Raw genomic sequence first — 18,389 nt, forward strand, 5'->3', positions numbered from 1 at the left:
GCAGCTTGATGCGCCCCCACTGGCTGATGTCCTCGAAGTCATCCGCACCGCTGAGGACTGCGCAGACGGCAACGGTCAGCAGCTCGCTCAGCGGGTGGCGCGTTTGCTGAGCGTTGCGCCAGTCCTCAAGCCCCTCGAAAACCTCGACCATGTCTATCAGCTTGCCCGTTTCCATCGTCCGCCCAAAAAGGCAGGAAACTACACAAAACAGAGGGCTGTGGACAGGGGATGGGCAAGCGGCTGATCGTGAACGTTATTTCGGGGTGGGAGATGTCGGGTGGGTAGCTGCGGGAGCCCTGAGTCACCCCCCTGCCCTATCAGAACGCTCACCTGTTTCGCGAAGAGGATTTCGTTACCCGTCTCAAAGCAGCCTGCTCCCAGGGCAAGTCGGTTTTTCACGCGGGGGGTATCGATCCGGATCTTATCAGTGACCGCATCCTTCTGGGGCTTACCGGAGCTTGCGCCGACGTACGCTCAATCAAATTACAGGAGAATTGGGACTGCAGCCTCGCCGCACCGGGGCCGCTGAAACACGTTGGATTCGGCATGCTTCCAGCTGATGCGGAGAAAATCGAGATCACCCGGACCATCGCAGCCAACTTCACCAAAGCAGTCGTGTACACCGCAGAAAAGGTGCTCGGCGTAAAGTACGACAGGGTGATCGAGAGCCATGATTACATCCCGAGTCCGTTAGATATAGAAGCGCCTTTCCTGATCAAGGCCGGGACGGTCGGGCGCATCACCCACAGAATGGAAGGCTTTGTCGATACAATTGGCCCCGAAGCGCTATTCACAATTGAATATCACTGGCTGATGGGAGATGGGATGCTCCCGGAGGGCGTTCAGCCCGGCCAGTACTATGTTGCAACGATCGAAGGCCGTCCATCAATGAGAATGACGCTCGATATCAAGGTTTCCAACAGGAACGATGATCGGACCTTCACTCTGGGGAAGTTGAACATTGAGCCGAGTTATGTGGCGACACTCACGCCATGCCTACAAGCTGTTCCTCACATGCTTGTTGCTGAGCCAGGCATCCTTCCCTCGTTTGGCCCCAGCCTGCATTGGATGCAAGACCTGCGCGATAGCGTCGGTAACATCTGATCTCCCCGTGATTCAGGGCAACGGGTACCGGGCGGAGCATAGCTGACACTTCTCACGCGGCTAAACCATGACGCACAGATTCTCGCCATGCCCCGGGTCACGGCGTGAAAATGCTCTTGAGGCTGCTGTCGATCTGGCTTTTCTCCAAGTACCCACTTGAGTTTGTATCACTGCTCGCGGTCTTACACATCTTAGCAGCCCCGCCAACCTTTTTCGGGGATTGTCCAGCACCTAAGATATCACTTTAGACCAGCGAGCCTTCAACTGGTCAGCATCCTTGCTGGTGACCTTGGCATGGAACTCGGTACGGGTTGGGCTGGTGGGGACTTGTTCGATGGGTTCCGCCTTGCCGGGCGCATTCAAACAGCGCGTCGGCATTCGCCTGCGGGGCTCCCCGATGACCACAACAGACTCCAGCACGCCCACGATGCCGTGTGGGCGCACTCGGGAAAAAATGGCAAACATCGAAACTCCCACATAGGTCAGCACTCAGGCCATCTGCCCAATGGCCTTGCGAAAGCGCGCGAGGGATAGCGTGAAGAGCACAGCACCAATCACCAGCAGGTAGGCGAACGGCTCCCATACCAGATCGAGCCCTGCCCCGCGGTAAAGGATGGCCTGGCTCAATTCAATAAAGTGTGTGGTGGGCGCGAGCAGCATCAGGCTCTGCACCAGTTCCGGCATGCTCTCCCGCGGGGTGAGGCTGCCGGAGAGGATCTGCAGCGGCATCAGTGTCAGCATGAGCAACAAGCCGAACTGAGGCATGCTGCGCGCCAGCGTTGCCATGAAGATACCCATCGAGGTTGTGGCGAACAGGTGCAAGGCGGTTCCGACCAGAAATAGCATTACGGAACCTTCAATCGGGACATGCAGCGCACCGCGGATCACCAGGTTCAGCGACAGGGCCGCCGCTACGAGCACCACCAGCCCGCAGGCCCAGACCTTGGCGAACATGATCTCGGTTGGCGTTATCGGCATCACCAGCAGGTGCTCGACGGTGCCATGCTCCCGCTCTCGGATCAACGCTGCGCCAGTGAGAATGATCGACAGCATCGTCACGTTGTTCACCACCTCCATCAGCCCGCCGAACCAGGACTGCTCCAGCGCCGGATTGAAGCGCGCGCGCAGGGCCAGATCCACCGGCGGCACAGTGCTGCCCCGGTAACGCTGGACGAACTCGTTCACCTCTCCCATCACAATCTGCTGCACATAGGCATTGCCGTTGAAAGCCTGACTCATGCGGGTGGCGTCCACGTTGAGCTGGATCCTGGGCGAGCGACCGGCCAGCACGTCGCGCTGGAAATTCGGTGGAATATCGAGCACGAAGGTATAGCGGCCGGCATCAAGCCCCGGGTCCACCTCGTTCAGGTTGAGGCGTGCCGGCTGCGTAAAGCGCGGTGGGTAGAAAGCCGACGCGATCCGTGCCGACAGGGCCGAAGCGTCCTCGTCGACGATGGCGATCTGCGCGTTGTGCAGAGTCTCCGGCATCGTGGTGGCGGCCATGTAGATGGCTGCGGTGAAGGTCCAAGCGATCAGGAATATCATCATCGGATCGCGGCGCAAGCTCCACAGCTCTTTGACGCCCAGGCGATAGATGCTCATCAGGTGATGACGCACGTCAGGCCTCCTGTTTCTTCAGCAGCACCACCGATACCCCGAGGATCACCGGCACGGCGATCAGCAGCGGCCAGAACGCACTGTGCAGATCCGCAAAGCCCAGCGCCTTGCTGAACACGCCACGGCTGATCATGAACATGTGGCTGGCTGGATAGATCTCGCCGAGCAGACGGCCACCGCCTTCCAGCGACGACACCGGATTGATCAGACCGGCAAACTGTATCGCCGGAAGCATGGTGCCGAGCATGGCCAGGAACATCGAGGCAATCTGGCTGCGCGTGACCGTCGAGGCCAGCAGGCCCATGCCCGTCGCACTCAGGCTGAACAGGAAGGCGCCGGCCAGCAAGGTCGGAAAGCTCCCGGTCACCGGCACGTCAAATACAGTCACGGCCAGCAGGCACATGAGCAGAAAGTTGAGCATCGCCAGCGCCACATAGGGTGCCTGCTTGCCAAGCAGAAACTCGATGCGGGTAATCGGCGTCACATACAGGTTGATGATCGACCCCAGCTCCTTCTCGCGCACGACGGCCAGCGCGGTCAGCATGGCGGGCAACATCAGCAGGAGCAGCGGGATCACCGCCGGCACCATGGCTGGCAGGCTCTTCACGTCAGGGTTGTAGCGGTAGCGGGTCTCGACATCTGCCGCGCCCGGGCTCATCCGCCCTCCCCGCTCGCGCACCTGTTCAAGCAGCCACAACTGATGCATGCCCTGCACGTAGCCGCGCACTGTTTCGGCGCGCTGCGGCATCGCCCCGTCGATCCACGCGCCAATCTGCACAGCCCCGCCGCGCGCCACATCCCGCGCGAAACCGGGCGGGATTTCAAGCGCCAGTGACAGCTCGCCACTGCGCATGCGCCGGTCGAGTTCGGCGTAGTCGGCAAGCGGCGGGCGCTCGCTGAAATAGCGCGAGCCGGCCAGGTTGAGGGCGTAGTTACGGCTCAGTGAGGTCTGGTCGCGGTCGAGCACGGCAAAGCGCAGGTTTTCCACGTCCATGCTGATCCCAAAGCCCATCACAAACAGCAGCAGCAGCGAGCCGATCAGCGCCATGGTGGCACGCACCGGATCGCGCTGCAGCTCCAGGCTTTCACGCCACACATAGCTGTAGATGCGCCCCAGACTCTGGCGAAAACGGCGCCCGCGAGTCGGCTTGGTGTGCGCTGTAACGCGGTTTTCTGCCGGCGCTGTGCGCTCTTCGGCAACTACGCCACCCGCGCCGTCCGCCTCGATCAGGTAGTCGATAAAGGCCTCTTCCAGCGTGGCCTTGCCGCGCCGGGCGATCAGTGCGGCCGGCGTGTCGCTGCCAAGCACCCGGCCGGCATGCATCATCGACATGCGGTCGCAACGCGCCGCCTCGTTCATGAAGTGCGTCGAGATGAAGATGGTCACCTTGTCGCGCCGCGCCAGCTCGATCATCAGGCGCCAGAAGTTATCCCGGGCGATGGGATCGACGCCGGAGGTCGGTTCGTCGAGGATCAGCAGCTCGGGCTTGTGCACCATCGCCACCGCCAGTGACAGGCGCTGGCGCATACCCAGCGGCAGGCTTTCGGGCAAGGTGTCGAGCACATCGGCCAGACCAAAACGCCTGACCATCTCATCCACCCGCGCCGGCACTTCGGGTTCCGGCACGTGGAAAAGGCGCGCATGCAGCACCAGGTTCTGGCGCACGCTCAGCTCGCCATACAGCGAGAAGGCCTGCGACATGTAGCCCACGCGCCGCCGCGTCGCCATGTCCTTCGGGTCGACGGGCTTGCCGAACAGCCACGCATCGCCCTCGGTGGCGGCGAGCAGGCCGGTCAGCATCTTCATCGTGGTGGACTTGCCGCAGCCATTGGAACCCAGGAAGCCGAAGATCTCGCCCCGCCGGATGCGGAAATTCACGTGATCCACCGCCACGAAATCACCGAAACGCATCGTCAAACTCCGCGCTTCGATGGCGATATCGGCGCCGCCGGCGTCCTCAAGCGGCGGAATTTCAACCACCGCATGGCCGCGCCGCTTCTCCTCCGGCAAGAGCGCAATGAAGGCCGCCTCGAGCGTCGCGGCACCGGCATGGGCCATGAGCTCCTGCGGCGTGCCGGTCGCCAGCAACCGGCCGTCGTCCATGGCCACCAGCCAGTCGAAACGCTGGGCCTCGTCCATGTAGGCGGTCGCGACGATCACGCTCATGCCCGGGCGGCTTCGGCGAATGCGTGCGATCAAGTCCCAGAACTGGACGCGGGCCAGCGGATCGACACCGGTGGTCGGCTCGTCGAGAATCAGCAGATCGGGGTCGTGGATCAGCGCACAGCACAAGCCCAGCTTCTGCTTCATGCCGCCCGAGAGCTTGCCCGACGGGCGATCAAGAAACGGAAACAGCCCGGTGCTGCGGGTCAGCGCATCGATACGCCGGCGCCGCTCGGCCATGCCGTGACCAAACAGGCGGGCAAAGAACTGCAGGTTCTCTTCCACCGACAAGGTCGGGTAAAGGTTCTTGCCCAGTCCCTGAGGCATGTAGGCGATGCGCGGACAAACGGCATCCCGGTGCCGCTTGCTGCCCATGTCCCCACCCAGCGCCTCGACCTGGCCCTGCTGCACGGCCCGGGCACCGGCGACCAGGGCCAGCAGGCTCGACTTGCCGACACCATCGGGACCGATCAGGCCCACCATGCAACCGGCCGGTACGTCCACTGTCACCCCGTCGAGGGCGGCCGTCCTGCCATAGCGCAGGTGCACGCCCGCCAGACGGACCACCGGCGCAGCGGAGGTCATGGCGTGGCCTTCTTCTCCAGCGTCAGCGGCCACGCCGCCTGGGGATCGATCTTCACCCAAGCCACACCCGGCAAGCCCGTCTTGACCTGCTGCAGGTGCTTTATCAGCAGCTCGCGATCAATCTGCGCCTTGACGCGGAACATCAGTTTCTGGCGCTCACTGACCGTTTCCACTGTCTTTGGGGTGAACTGGGCGGTGCTGGAGACAAACGAAACCCTGGCCGGAATCACGAACTGCGGTGCGGCGTCGAGCACGATGCGCACCTCGCTGCCCAGCGCCACTTTGCCAGCTACCGTTTCGGGCAGGAAGAAGCTCATGTAAACCTCGGTGAGATCCACCAGGTTGAGGAGCTTGCCGCCGGCGCCCAGCACTTCGCCCGGCTGGGCGACCCGGTATTGCACCCGGCCGGCGCGCGGCGCCTTGAGCACGCTGTCGGAGAGATCGGCATCGACGCGCGCGACGGTCGCCTTGGCGGCCGCCACGCTGGATTGGGCGCCGGTAACCTGGGTACGCGCGGCAGTGATGGCCGCCCGCGCGGCCGCCACCTGGGCCTTGGTGGCCACCACCGCGGCCTGAGCACTGCGGGTTTTGGCGCGGTCATCGTCCAGCTCTTGCCCCGACGACGCCCCCTCTCGGGCCAGTGTTTCGGAACGCACCAGACGGCGCTGCGCCGCATCGAGCTCGCTTTCACGCTGCACCACCAGCGCCTGGGCCGCCTGATGATCGCTGTCGCGCAAGGCTACCTGCGCCTCGGCCCCGGCCACCGCCTGCAAGGCCTGCTGATAGCGGGCCAGCGCCTCGTCCCGCTGGGCCTGCAAGCTGTCGATCTGCATGCGGGCAAGCGGCTGACCGGCACTGACGAAGTCGCCTTCGCGCACCAGGATGTCCTCGACCCGGCCGGCCAGCTTGGTGGCCACATCGACTTCGGTCGCCTCGATACGACCATTACCGCTGACCAGCCCCTCATCCGGCCCGGGGTTGCGCAGTGCGCTCCAGGCGTAGTAGCCCATCGTTACGGCAGCCACCAGGGCAAGGACGGGAAGAGATTTTCTGACAGTGAGGTTCATGGTCTTGCCTGCGTGTCGTTCGTTCCACGGCGACAAACGCCGGGCGTGCCACCACCCAGCGCGGAATACAGCGCCACGTGCGCACTCAGCAGCGCCCGTCGCGTCTGCACCACCTGCTGCTCGACGGCCAGCAACTCGCGCTCGGCATCGAGCACTTCCAGGTAACGCGCCGCCCCGCTGTCGTAACGCAGCTTGGCCAGCCGCGCCCGCTCGGTCTGCACCGCAAGGCTGGCGCTCAGCATATGTACCTGCTCGCCGAGCCAGTGGCGCGCCGCCAGGGCATCGGCCACATCGCGGAAGGCCGCCTGGATGACCTGCTGATAACGCACCACAGCTTGTTCGCGCCGCACCCGGGCCAGGTCGAGGGCCGCCTCGCGACGTCCGCCATCGAAAATCGGCAAGGAGACACTCGGCGCGAAGGTCCACGCGGCACTGCCATTGCGGAAAAGTCCATCCAGTTCGGCGCTGGCGGTGCCGGAAGACCCCGTCAATGCAATACGCGGAAAGAACGCCGCCCGCGCAGCACCAATATTGGCGCTCGCGGCTTTCAGACTGTGTTCAGCCGCCACGATGTCGGGTCGTGAGGTCAGCAGACCGGATGGAAGGCCAGGCGCCAGTGTGCGAAAAGTGGCGCTCTCGTCGAAATGATCGGGCGTCCGTAGCTGGCCGACATCCATGCCGGTCAACAAGGCCAGGGAGTTAGCCTGTACGGCCCGCGCCTGTTCAAGCTGGGCCAGCAGCGTGGTGGCTTGCTGCCACAAGACCTCCACCTGCATCAACTCCAATTTCGAGGTTGCGCCGAGCGCCACCCTGCGCCGGAAAATGCGCAACGATTCGGCACGGCTGGCAACCGTGCGGCGGGTCAGGGCAAGGCGCTCGTCGAGCTCGCTCAAGCCCAGGTAAGCATTAGTCACTTGGGCGATGAGGCTCAAGGTGGTCGCCGCGTACACGGCGTCAGTGGCCAGATAACTTTCGAGAGCGGCGGTCTCCAGACTGCGGACCCGCCCCCAGAAGTCCGCCTCCCAGCTATTGAAACCAACGCCCAGCTGGAGCTGGCTACCGATGACCCGCTTTCCGCTGACGCTCAGATCGGCAGGAACCCGCGCGCGCGCTGCATCCAGGCCCATGGACACGGCCGGAAAACGCTCCGCCCGCTGAATGCCATAGGCTGCGCGCGCCTCTTCGACGCGAAGCAGCGCCCCCCGTAGGTCCCGGTTGTTGCCCAAGGCCTCATCGACCAGGGCTCGCAGACCAGAATCGATGAAGTAGTCGCGCCAGCAGATCTCCGCTGCCGGTGCCGTGCCCACCGCCGCGCCTGCATCGGGATAGGCCGCAGGCACCGGCAGCGGTGGCCGCTCGTGGGGAGGCGCCAGGCTTGCACAACCGGCCAGCAAAACAGAGAGCGTCAGCGGTAAAGCCCGCCATAACCGGGGAAGCATCGCTGTATTTGGCATTTTTAGTAGAACACGCGGAAGCCGCCGTCCACGACTACCGAAACAAATTCAGGGTCACTCTACTTTCAGGACAGGGACCGCAGACCACTACCGACCAGATAGTCGTTAGTATATTCTCATGCTCGACTTCAGCGTGAAGATCTCGCTTCGGTTATCTTAAGCAGCCCTCAAGCCCAAGCGGCTCCATCCCATGCCTGCATCCGACCAACTGGCTGACGACAGAGCAACACGCCGCCCACGCCAACGTCTGTCGCCAGACACCCGCATTCCACTGATCCTTGACGCCGCGCTGGTCGAGTTTTCGGCGCGTGGTTACAACGCCACGCGTATCGATGACATCGCGGTGCGGGCCGGCTTGTCCAAGGGAGGCCTCTACGCGCACTTCTCCGGCAAGGACAAGGTTTTTGAAGCCCTGCTCAAACGCTCGCTGGTGGCCCCTGTGCTGGAGATCGAGTCGCTCCTCGAGCACGCGGCCGACATGCGCACCCTTATTGAACACCTCGTCGATCTCCTTCATGCGCAACTGGCCGATCCCGCGGTGCGGTCCACCGCGCGCCTACTGTTCTCCGAGGGCCATCGTCTTCCCGATGTGGTGGCGCTTTGGCGCCAGAACACCCTCGATGCCATGCACTATCAGCTCGGTGCACTGCTGCGCCGCTGTGTAGCCCAAGGCTTGTGCAGAGACAGCACAGTGGTCAGTCATCCGTGGCTTATCCTGTCACCAGTCGCCCATACGCTTATCCAGCAGCTCGCTTTCGGCACACTTCCGCCCAAGGAGGTCCGGCAAGCCCGGGACGCCCATGTCGACTTACTCTGCGAACTGCTCCTCATGACGTGAAGACCGGAGCCCCAAAAAAAAGAACACTTACGCACAAAGTGTTCTTTTTTTGTGTAAAAAAAAGCATTTTCATCGCCTCTCTCCCCTCTCCTCCTAAATTCGTCACCAGTTGACCTACGTCAAATCAACCACTTTGACCGAAGGGGATACTTTCAACAAGTTAAACACTTTAGTTAAAAGTGTTTACTTTTACGAAGTAAAATCCCAAAGGAGGAGAAGGCAATGCAGAAGAATTCACGGCGCACGCTGGCCGACGGGACCCACATTTCAGATCTGATCAATCTGGAAACTCGGGAAGTCGCCATGCGGACTCTGTCGGACCCGGAGCTTTATGAACTGGAGATGGAGCGAATTTTCGCCAAGACCTGGGTCTTCCTGGGTCACGAGACCGAGATACCCAAGTCTGGCGATTTCATGGTGCGCGACCTGGGCTCGGATTCCGTGCTGGTGACACGGGACAAGGACGGCATCAATGTTTCACTGAACGTCTGTCCGCACCGGGGCATGAAGATTTCGACCCTCGACTGCGGCAACACCCAGGCCCACGTGTGCATCTACCACGGCTGGGCCTTCAAGGCGAACGGCGACTTCATCGGCGCACCCGTCGAGAAGGAATCCATGCACGGCAAGCTGCTGACCAAGGAGCAACTCGGACTAAAGAAGGCTCGCGTAGCCATATATGGCGGCCTGATCTTTGCCACCTGGAACATCGACGGCCCGAGCTTTGATGAGTTCCTCGGCGACGCCAAGTGGTACTTCGACACGCTGTGGTGCCGCACTGACAAGGGTATGGAAGTACTCGGCCCCCCGCAGCGCTTCACCATCCGCGCCAACTGGAAAACCGCCTGCGAGCAGTCGGCCTCCGATGGCTTTCATGTGCTCACCCTGCACCGTTGGCTGTCTGAAGTCGGCCCCTACCGCAAGCCGGGCAGTGAAGGCGGCGGCGGCGATCTGACCCCGGAGATGTACGGCTCCGAGGTGTACACCGCCCACGCCCACACCATGCGCTGCATCGAACTGGACAGGAAGATCCGCCGCCTCACCGGCAAGGACCCGTCCGAGCTGTCGGTCAAGGAAAAGCTCGAAGCCCTGCCGCCGCCGGGTGTTACCCAGGAAATGATTCCGGAACTGCTGCGCAACCTGAGTGAAGATCAGTTGAAGGTCATCACCTGGCGTCCGCCGCAGGTCGGCAACTTCTTCCCCAACGGCCTGTTCGAATTTGTTTACATCCCGACCCCCGACGGCGTGGTTGGCGTGATGGCGCTGCATGCCTACGTGCCCAAGGGCCCGGACAAGCTGGAATTCGTGAATTGGATTCTCGCCGAGAAGGACACCCCGCCGGAACTCAAGGCAACCATGCTGCGCCTCGGCGTGCAACTGCTGGGCACCTCCGGGATGGTTGAGCAGGACGACTCCGACACCTGGCCGCATCAGACCATTGCCGCCAAGGGCGCGGTCAGCAAGCACATCACCCTCAAGTACCAGGCCATGTACGAGACTGGCAAGCCCGAAGGCTGGCCCGGCCCCGGCGATGTCGGTGACGGCTTCACCAAGGACGACACCCAGTGGCGCTGGTGGCAGTACTGGCACGAACTGATGACAGCCGAAAGCTGATCGAAGCGCCAATCCAACCAGACCACATTCGGGAGACATCCATGCTGCAGAACCTTCTTGAACCCACCCCGCTGCCTCCTTCCGTGCGCGCCAACCGGCTCGCCATCGGCAGCCCGGAATACAACGAGATTCTCGACTTCCTTTACGACGAGGCCGAGATGCTCGACAACCTGCGTCTTGCGGAATGGGGCGAGCTGCTGACCCAGGACCTGGAATACAACGCCCCGCTGCGTCACACCCGGTCCACCGCCCAGTTCGACCAGACCTACATCCGCACCGTCCAGCACCTTCACGAGAGCTACGGCTCGATGCTGATGCGGGTCAAACGCATCACCGACACCAAGAGTGCCTGGGGCGAAGACCCTCCTTCCCGCGTGAAGCGCATGGTCAGCAACGTTCGCGTCTACAAGACCGACAAGGCCGACGAGTTCAAGGTGGAAAGCTACCTGCTGGTCACCCGCAGCCGCTTCGACTTCGACTACTTCGACCTGATTCCCTGCGTGCGCTACGACATCCTGCGCCGGGTCGAAGGCAGCCTGAAGCTGGCCCGCCGGGAAATCCTGCTCGACCAGGTTGTCATCGGAACACCCAATCTGGGCATCATTCTTTGATCACGGCATAGACCGAAAAACCACATACGCCGCCCCTCTCGACATTGGGGGGCGACGGTCAGGAGACAAGACATGAAACTCGAAGACCTCATCCTCGTTAGCATCGACGACCACGCCATTGAGCCGCCCAACGCCTTCGCCCGCCACATGCCGGCGAAATTCAAGGGCCGCGAACCGCACATCGAATCCCGTGGCGGACGCGACGTATGGGTGTTTGAAGAGCGCGCCACTGGCTACATGGGCCTCAATTCGGTGGTCGGCCGCCCCAAGGAAGAGTACGGCATGGAGCCCCTCGGCTACGAGCACATGCGCCGCGGCACCTGGGACATCCAGGCCCGCGTGGACGATATGAACGCCAACGGCGTGCTCGGCTCGATCTGCTTTCCGACCTTCCCCGGCTTTGCTGGCCAGCGCTTCCAGACCTACCCCGACCGCGCCGTCTCCCTCGCCGCGATCCAGGCCTACAACGACTGGCACCTGCACGACTGGTGCAACGCTGCACCGGGCCGCTTCATTCCGCTGGCCATCGTACCCTGGTGGGACCCGGTCGCCGCCGCGGCCGAAATCAACCGCATGGCCAAGCTCGGCGTACATGCCATCACCTTCTCCGACAACCCGGCCCTGCACGGCTTTCCGTCCATCCACGACCCTTACTGGGACCCGATGTGGAAGGCCTGTGCCGACAACAGCGTGGTGATCAACTGCCACATCGGCACCGGCGCCAAGGCCGACCACGCCTCCGACCTGTCACCGATCGATGCATGGATCACCTCGATGCCGATCTCCATCGCCAATTCGGCGGCCGACTGGATCTGGGCACCCATGTGGAAGAAGTACCCGAACCTTAAGATGGCCCTGTCCGAGGGCGGCATCGGCTGGATTCCCTACCTGCTCGAACGCGCCGACTTCACCCACCGCCACCACAAGGCATGGACCAATGCCGACTTCGGCGGCCAGAAGCCCAGCGAAGTCTTCAAGAAGCACATCATCACCTGCTTCATCGAGGACGATTTCGGCCTGCAGAACCTCAAGCACATCGGCGAGGACATGGTCGGCTGGGAATGCGACTACCCCCATTCCGACTGCACCTGGCCGAACTCGCCCGAGGTCGTATGGGAGAGTTTCAAGCACCTGGCGGACGAGACCATCAACAAGGTCACCCACCTGAACGTGATGCGCGAATACAACTACGACCCGTTCGCCCTCCTCGGTCGCGAAAACTGCACCGTCGGCGCCCTGCGTGCCCAGGCCAAAGCCAAGGGTGTAAACACCGCGCCAGCCCTCGGCATGGGCGGTGCCGCACCAAAGCGCGAGGCCGGCAAGCCGGTCACTTCGGGCGACATTAACGCCATGTTCAAGCAGGCTGACGCCGAAACGGCACTCTAAGCCCCAACTTCGCAAGCCGCAGCCCCTTTCATACCATCGGCGTTCTGCCGTGGTAGGGGCGGGCTTGCGCCCATGAATTGACCCGGGAGATTCCCAATCATGAGCGAAAAATTCGATATTATCGTGGCCGGTGGCGGCCATAACGGGCTGGTTGCCGCCTGCTACCTGCAAAAGGCCGGTCTCAAGGTGTGTGTTGCAGAGAAGAACGATAAGGTCGGCGGCGGCGTCATGACCCGCGAACTGACCGTCCCGGGCTTCAAGCACGACGTCTGTTCAGTGGCCCACACCCTGCTGCAGGCCAACCCGCTGCTGCGCAACGACGAACTGGAACTCAAATCGAAGTTCGGGCTGAAGTACATCAACCCGGACAAGATGACCGCCATCTTTTACGACGACGGCACGACCCTCGAGTTCTACACCGACCTCGAACGCACCTGCCAGGCCATCGCCAAGTTCTCAGCCAAGGACGCCGAAGCCTACCGGCGCTTCAACCATCAGGTCTTCCAGAACCTCGACATGATGGTCATGGGCATGTTCCATTCCCCCCCCAGCGCCAGCACCCAGGCGGTGATGATGGAACAGAGCGCCGTCGGCCAGGACCTGATGCGCACCCAGGCCATGAGTGCCTGGGATGTCATCTGCGAATGGTTCGAGAACGACAAGGTCAAAATTGCCCTCGCCCGCTACGCCTCCGAAGCCATGATGAACCCGTTCAACAACGGAACCGGTTTCGGCTTCTACATCATCCTACCCTTCATGCACCGCTACGGCGTGGGCATTCCGGTCGGAGGCTCGGGCGCCTTCGCCGACTCGCTGCGCGCCTGCCTCGAATCCCACGGCGGCGTGGTCCGAACCTCGGCACCCGTAAAGCAGATGCGCATGCAGGGCAGCAAAGTGACCGGCGTGGTGCTGGAGTCCGGCGAGGAGATCGTTGCCACCCGCGCGGTGATATCGACCATGCACGTAAAGCAGGTTTTCCCCGACATGGTGCCCGGTGCCAGCCTGCCGGAAGGCTTCGAGCCACGTATCCGCGGCCTCAAGCACAACAGTTTCCAGCCCTTCAACCTGCACCTGGCCTTGCACGAAGCCCCCCAGTACAAGGTTGGCCCGGCGGTGGATGACTTCTTCTGGGTCGAGCGCTCCCATTCCAATTGGGAAGACTTTGCCCGCGCCTTCTCCGACCTCGAGTTCGGCATCCCGCGCCGCGACTTCATCGCCTACGTCATGCAGGACGTCTACGACAAGACCCGCGCGCCGGACGGCAAGCGTGTGCTCAACATGTACGCCTTCGCCCCCTACAACGTGAAGGGTGGCCCGCAGAAATGGGACGAAATCGGCAAGGAAGTCGCCCACGGCTTCCTGGATGACCTGCGCAAGCTCACCACCAACATGAGTGACGATAACATCATCGGCTTCTCGTGGATGACGCCGCTGGACATCGAGCGTCACAACAACGCCATGATCGGGGCCGACATCCTGCACTTCGGTTCCTACAACTGGCAGATCGGCGGCAACCGCCCGGCGCCCGGCTACGGCCAGTACAAGTCACCGGTCGATGGCCTCTACATGGCCGGCGCCAGCACTCACCCGGGCGGCGGCGTCACCGCATCATCGGGTCGCAACGTGGCGCGAGTGCTGATGGAGGAGTTCAACATGGATTTCGACAAGCTGGTCGACGCCTGAACAGCAGGGAGCAGCCAAACCATGAAGATGTTCAGCAAGGAAGGGATCGAGATGATGGAAGTCAAATCGATCCAGCAGGATGGGGACAACCTCGTGATGAAAGGCAAGGTCATGGGTTCGATGTCGACCGTGATTCTCATAAGGCCAGAAGACTGCTGGCAGGCCGTCAAGTTGCTCGACTGGCGAACACTGCTGCGCATGCCGCTGATTCTGTTCAAAGGCTATTGGCAAGCGAAGAAATCAGCTGCAGGCCAGGAGGCCAAGGCCTGATTCATCCTGCACTGCTGGCGTCCCCCCTCACTTCGAGAGTCGGGCCGCCAGCAGCACGCCAAGCCCGGCACACAGGCACAGGCCGGCAGCGCCCAGTGCGAGGCTCAGCTGCGAACCCCACAACAATGGCGCAAGAACGGCGGCGATAAGCGCGTTGAAGGCCGTCTGGACGAACAACTGCACCGAAGAGGCCATGCCTCGGCGCTCTGGCACGCAATCGAGCCCGCGTACAGTCAGGGTAGGGATGGCCAGTGACATACCTAGATTGAAAACGAAGATGTGGACCACGTACCAGGCGACGCCGGCAGGTGCTACGAGGCACACGACGATGTCGTAGCACATCGCACACCCCATGATCAGAAAGGCGTACTTGAGGGTCGTAGTCAGCAACCAGCGCTGGGCAGCCCGCCCGGCCAGCGCCGAGCCCAGCATCAAACCGCCGGTAGCGGGGCCGAACAGCCACAGGAAATCCGTCTCGCCGAGGCCCAGGTGCAGCATCAGGAACACCGGCGCCGATAGCACATACAGAAAGAAGGCACCGAACATGCACGCGTAGGCCATTGCCCAGGTCATGAAAGGCAGACTGCCGAAGACCCCCGCATAGCCCTGCGCCAGCGCAGAAAAATTGAAACGCTGGCGCTTTTCCAGCGGCAGCGTTTCGGGCAGCCGCACGGCCACGGCCACAAAGAGGCTGAGGGCCAGCAAGCACAGAAAGATAAACACGGAGCGCCAGCCAAAAGCCGCCTGCAGCCAGCCCCCAACCAGCGGTGCGATGGCCGGAGCCAACCCGAACATCATCACCACGTGCGACATCATGCGCTGGGCCAACGGCCCCTCGTGCAAGTCGCGCACCACGGCACGGCCGATGACAATACCGGCCCCCGCCGAGAAGCCCTGGAAGGCACGCAGCACCCACAACTGCTCGACACGGGTGGCCAGCGCACAGCCGAGGGAGGCCAGCGCATACACGGCAAGCCCGACCAGCACTACCCGACGACGCCCCAGCGAATCGGAAATCGACCCGTGCCACAGGGCCATGAAGGCGAAGGAGGCAAAATAGATCGACACCGTTTGCTGGAGGGCGGTCCGGTCGGTGCCCAGCACCACCGCCATCTCGCCAAAGGACGGCAGATAGGTGTTGATCGAAAACGGCCCGACCATGGCCAGTCCGGCCAGAATCACCGTGGTACCGAGGTAGCCCGCCCGGGAAGGATACCGCTGCGGCAGAAGCTCAGCCATCCATGCCGAGCACAACCGAAATATCGGCACTCGGGTCGGCGTCGGCGGCGTCGAAGTAGCGCTCGTCTTGCGGGCGCAACACGACATTGCCCCGGGGCTGGATCACGTAGGAAATGCGTGGCATCAGCCGCGGATTCGGGCCGTGATCTTGGCGTGCGGGCCATCCACCTGGGCGGCCCAAGCATCGGCGGCCTGATCGAGGCTGTAGTCCACGTAATCGACGACGATGTTCTGTTCGCGGGCGATGACCAGCAGACGCTCCCAGATGGCCCGGCGATCGGCCGGCGGACGCTGGCCGGTGCCTACGCAGGACAGGCTACGGAACAACAGATCAGCAATATCCAGGTTCACCTGGCGGCCTGCTCCGGTGCCTATGGTCAGGATGCGCGCCCCCCAGCGGGTAGCCTTGAGAGCGTTTAGCATGGGCTGTCCGCACACCAGATCGAGCACCACGTCGAAACCGTCGCCGGAGGCCGCCTTGAGGGCCGCCACGTCATCATCGCCACCAAGTCGCACCGTCGCATCGGCGATGCCGCGCTCGGCCAGCCGGGCCAGCGCCGTGCCATTGCGGGCAGCGGCAACCACCCGGCCGGCCCCCAGGTAGCGGGCCAGTTGCAGGGCGATCTGGCCGAGGGTGCCGGTAGCCCCGAGGATCAGCACGTTCTCGCCCGCCTTGATGTTGGCCTGCTCTAGCGGCACCAGTGCACCGGTGGCGGCGATACCCATCGCAATCGCTGTCCGGTCGTCCACACCGTCGGGCACGTCCCACACCTCCTCGGCCGGCACCAGGGTCTGCTCGGCCCAGGCGCCGTAGGGCAGCATCGAGCGTTCGCCGAAGTACACCCGGCGTCCGTCCGGCGCCCGGCCGACACCCTCGCCGCGAATCACGCAGGGGTATTCCACCCCCAGACGATAGGCGCCGAGCACATCCCAGCCGCCCAGGCCGGCGGTGTCCACATCGATCAGGATGCAAGCCTCCCGCGCCTGGGGCGCCGGGAAATCGAGGATGGCCGGGGCCGCGCCCCGTTCGGTAATCACAGCTGCACGCATGGCTCGCCCTTTACATCTTGTTGCTGCCGGACTGGGCGAACAGCGCTTTCATGCCCACCATCGACGGTGTATGGCTCCCGAAACCTCCATCGGCGACGATGGTCGTGCCGGTGATGAAGGACGACTCGTCCGAAGCCAGGAAGGCCACCACATCGGCGATCTGCCGCGGGGTGCCGAGTTCCGGTGTCAGGTGGTTCTCGCGGATGATGGTGAGCAGCGCGGCGGGCATTGTCTCGTGGGCGTTTTCTGCCGGCGCGAGACCAATCTGCAGCGCGTTGGAACGCACGCCCTGCTTGCCGTACTGGGCTGCGACGGACTTGGCCAGCATCATCAGTCCGGCCTTGGAAGCGGCGTAGGCCGACAGGGTCACATCGCCCTGGGCACCGAGGCCGGAGGTGGCGAAAATCACCGATCCACGGCCGAGCTTGAGCATCTCGGGAATGGCGTGCTTGCAGCACAGCATGGCGCCACGCAGATTCACCGCCATTGCCCGGTCCCAAGCGTCCACGTCCATGTTGATGACGTCCCGGTCCTTCTGGCGCTGCTCCATGTTGAGGATGGCCGCATTATTGTGCAGCACGTCGATGCGCCCGAAGTGGGACACCACGGTCTCGACCATCGCCTTGACGTCGGCCTCCTGCGACACATCGGTGCTCACGCCAATGGCCTTTCCGCCGCTGGCGCGGATGCTCTCGGCCACGGCTTCGGCAGCCGCGCTGTTGATATCCACCACCACCACGCCAGCCCCTTGGGAAGCCAGCACGCGCGCACACTCTGCGCCGAGGCCACCGCCTGCACCGGTAATGATCGCCACGCGCCCTTCAAGTTTTCCTGCCATGTCTGTTCTCCGTCCAATCCTGTTGTGATGAATACGCTCGGGCCTCAGCGGCCGGAGAAACGGGGTTCGCGTTTTTCACGGAAGGCCTGGGCAGCCTCCTTGACGTCCGATGTGGGGGCCAGCATCGCAAACAGGTCCAGCTCCAGGTCAAGACCCTTCTTCAGGTCCAGGTCCAGCGCCGCCCGGGCGGCCCGCTTCACGTAAAGCGTGGCCAGGGGTGGCTTCACAGCGATACGTGTGGCGAACTCGGCGACTTCCTGCAGCAGGGTTTCGGCACTGCTGGCAATGCGCGTCACCAGGCCGATGTCCCGCGCCTGTTCGGCGGTATAGCGCTCGCCGGTGAGCAGTGCGTCCATCGCCCTCCCTGGCCCGATCACCCGGGCCAGGCGCTGGGTGCCGCCACCGCCGGGAATCAGGCCCAGCCCGGTTTCCGGCAGGGCGAAAATAGCTTCGGGCGCAGCAAAACGGATGTCGCAAGCCAGCGCCAGCTCCATGCCGCCGCCCATGCAGTAGCCGTGGAGCGCCGCGATGATCGGCTTCTCGATCCTGTCGAGGGCCTCGATCCAGCGCGCCTGCTCCATGCGCCGACGTACTTCAATCGACGACTCGGGGCCCCGTGACTCCTTGATGTCTGCCCCAGCACAGAAGCCCCGCTGGCCTTCACCCCGAAAGACGATCACGCGGATTTGCGAATCCGCGTCGAGAGCGGCCAGGGCCGCCGGCACACCACTACGGATATCGTCATTGATAGCGTTGATCTGTCCCGGCCGATTGAGTACCACCCAACCGACGCCGCCTTCTCGTACCAGCGTAACCGCGGGGTTGATCACCTCTGTCACTGCGGCGCCCACTGCAGTCGCTTCGCTCAT

General features: G+C 63.0%; 18 protein-coding genes. 7 read left to right on the forward strand and 11 right to left on the reverse strand.

Annotated elements, in window-relative coordinates; all coding sequences use genetic code 11:
- The coding region (locus HHL15_RS24030; protein ID WP_169145293.1) for a transposase family protein at nucleotides 1-175 on the reverse strand (175 nt) is incomplete at its 3' end.
- Nucleotides 176-546: 371 nt separating this feature from the next.
- Between HHL15_RS24030 and HHL15_RS24035 the strand changes: the two genes are divergently transcribed.
- On the forward strand, nucleotides 547-1,104 hold the full coding sequence (locus HHL15_RS24035; RefSeq protein WP_169148344.1) for a hypothetical protein: 558 nt from the start codon (nucleotides 547-549) through the stop codon (nucleotides 1,102-1,104).
- 231 nt (nucleotides 1,105-1,335) lie between these two features.
- On the opposite strand, the gene HHL15_RS24040 is transcribed toward HHL15_RS24035, so the two are convergent.
- From HHL15_RS24040 to HHL15_RS24060, 5 genes are read right to left on the reverse strand one after another with little or no spacing between them, the layout of a single operon-like run.
- Nucleotides 1,336-1,593 carry a hypothetical protein gene (locus HHL15_RS24040; RefSeq protein ID WP_169148345.1) on the reverse strand — a complete coding sequence of 86 codons (258 nt, stop codon included), beginning with the start codon at nucleotides 1,591-1,593 and terminating at the stop codon, nucleotides 1,336-1,338.
- The gene (locus tag HHL15_RS24045) at nucleotides 1,594-2,721 is read right to left on the reverse strand and encodes an ABC transporter permease (RefSeq protein WP_456243187.1); all 1,128 of its coding nucleotides are present in this window, start codon (nucleotides 2,719-2,721) and stop codon (nucleotides 1,594-1,596) included. It abuts the gene before it with no gap.
- A gap of 1 nt (nucleotide 2,722) precedes the next feature.
- Nucleotides 2,723-5,470: a ribosome-associated ATPase/putative transporter RbbA gene (gene rbbA, locus HHL15_RS24050; RefSeq protein ID WP_169148346.1), complete on the reverse strand. Its 2,748-nt coding sequence runs from the start codon at nucleotides 5,468-5,470 to the stop codon at nucleotides 2,723-2,725.
- The gene (locus tag HHL15_RS24055) at nucleotides 5,467-6,537 is read right to left on the reverse strand and encodes an HlyD family secretion protein (protein WP_169148347.1); all 1,071 of its coding nucleotides are present in this window, start codon (nucleotides 6,535-6,537) and stop codon (nucleotides 5,467-5,469) included. Before HHL15_RS24055 ends, rbbA begins: the two co-directional genes overlap by 4 nt.
- Complete coding sequence (locus HHL15_RS24060; RefSeq protein ID WP_328825086.1) at nucleotides 6,534-7,991, reverse strand: efflux transporter outer membrane subunit; 1,458 nt, start codon at nucleotides 7,989-7,991, stop codon at nucleotides 6,534-6,536. Before HHL15_RS24060 ends, HHL15_RS24055 begins: the two co-directional genes overlap by 4 nt.
- A gap of 190 nt (nucleotides 7,992-8,181) precedes the next feature.
- On the opposite strand from HHL15_RS24060, the gene HHL15_RS24065 reads away from it, so the two are divergent.
- The 6 genes from HHL15_RS24065 to HHL15_RS24090 all read left to right on the forward strand — a co-directional run bounded on the left by HHL15_RS24065 (nucleotide 8,182) and on the right by HHL15_RS24090 (nucleotide 14,393).
- The gene (locus HHL15_RS24065; protein ID WP_169148349.1) at nucleotides 8,182-8,829 is read left to right on the forward strand and encodes a TetR/AcrR family transcriptional regulator; all 648 of its coding nucleotides are present in this window, start codon (nucleotides 8,182-8,184) and stop codon (nucleotides 8,827-8,829) included.
- A gap of 222 nt (nucleotides 8,830-9,051) precedes the next feature.
- Nucleotides 9,052-10,443: an aromatic ring-hydroxylating dioxygenase subunit alpha gene (locus tag HHL15_RS24070; protein WP_169148350.1), complete on the forward strand. Its 1,392-nt coding sequence runs from the start codon at nucleotides 9,052-9,054 to the stop codon at nucleotides 10,441-10,443.
- A 41-nt stretch (nucleotides 10,444-10,484) separates the two neighbouring features.
- On the forward strand, nucleotides 10,485-11,054 hold the full coding sequence (locus HHL15_RS24075) for an aromatic-ring-hydroxylating dioxygenase subunit beta (RefSeq protein ID WP_169148351.1): 570 nt from the start codon (nucleotides 10,485-10,487) through the stop codon (nucleotides 11,052-11,054).
- Between the two features lie 72 nt (nucleotides 11,055-11,126).
- The gene (locus HHL15_RS24080) at nucleotides 11,127-12,440 is read left to right on the forward strand and encodes an amidohydrolase family protein (protein ID WP_169148352.1); all 1,314 of its coding nucleotides are present in this window, start codon (nucleotides 11,127-11,129) and stop codon (nucleotides 12,438-12,440) included.
- Nucleotides 12,441-12,539: 99 nt separating this feature from the next.
- Nucleotides 12,540-14,123 (forward strand): phytoene desaturase family protein, encoded by a 1,584-nt coding sequence (locus tag HHL15_RS24085; RefSeq protein ID WP_169148353.1) that lies wholly within the window; start codon nucleotides 12,540-12,542, stop codon nucleotides 14,121-14,123.
- A gap of 21 nt (nucleotides 14,124-14,144) precedes the next feature.
- Nucleotides 14,145-14,393 carry a hypothetical protein gene (locus HHL15_RS24090; RefSeq protein WP_169148354.1) on the forward strand — a complete coding sequence of 83 codons (249 nt, stop codon included), beginning with the start codon at nucleotides 14,145-14,147 and terminating at the stop codon, nucleotides 14,391-14,393.
- A gap of 27 nt (nucleotides 14,394-14,420) precedes the next feature.
- On the opposite strand, the gene HHL15_RS24095 is transcribed toward HHL15_RS24090, so the two are convergent.
- The 5 genes from HHL15_RS24095 to HHL15_RS24115 are packed head-to-tail and all read right to left on the reverse strand — an operon-like array spanning nucleotide 14,421 to nucleotide 18,389.
- Nucleotides 14,421-15,632: a multidrug effflux MFS transporter gene (locus tag HHL15_RS24095; RefSeq protein ID WP_169148355.1), complete on the reverse strand. Its 1,212-nt coding sequence runs from the start codon at nucleotides 15,630-15,632 to the stop codon at nucleotides 14,421-14,423.
- Complete coding sequence (locus HHL15_RS26820; protein WP_268967137.1) at nucleotides 15,625-15,756, reverse strand: hypothetical protein; 132 nt, start codon at nucleotides 15,754-15,756, stop codon at nucleotides 15,625-15,627. The genes HHL15_RS24095 and HHL15_RS26820 overlap by 8 nt, the downstream gene beginning before the upstream one ends.
- Nucleotides 15,756-16,682 (reverse strand): quinone oxidoreductase family protein, encoded by a 927-nt coding sequence (locus tag HHL15_RS24105; protein WP_169148356.1) that lies wholly within the window; start codon nucleotides 16,680-16,682, stop codon nucleotides 15,756-15,758. Before HHL15_RS24105 ends, HHL15_RS26820 begins: the two co-directional genes overlap by 1 nt.
- A 10-nt stretch (nucleotides 16,683-16,692) precedes the next feature.
- A complete protein-coding gene (locus HHL15_RS24110) occupies nucleotides 16,693-17,520 on the reverse strand; it encodes an SDR family NAD(P)-dependent oxidoreductase (protein ID WP_169148357.1) in 828 nt (275 codons plus the stop codon).
- Between the two features lie 44 nt (nucleotides 17,521-17,564).
- Nucleotides 17,565-18,389 (reverse strand): enoyl-CoA hydratase/isomerase family protein, encoded by an 825-nt coding sequence (locus tag HHL15_RS24115; protein WP_169148358.1) that lies wholly within the window; start codon nucleotides 18,387-18,389, stop codon nucleotides 17,565-17,567.

Origin of the sequence: Zoogloea dura (assembly GCF_012927165.1) — a bacterium.
GTDB classification, from domain to species: Bacteria; Pseudomonadota; Gammaproteobacteria; order Burkholderiales; family Rhodocyclaceae; genus Zoogloea; species Zoogloea dura.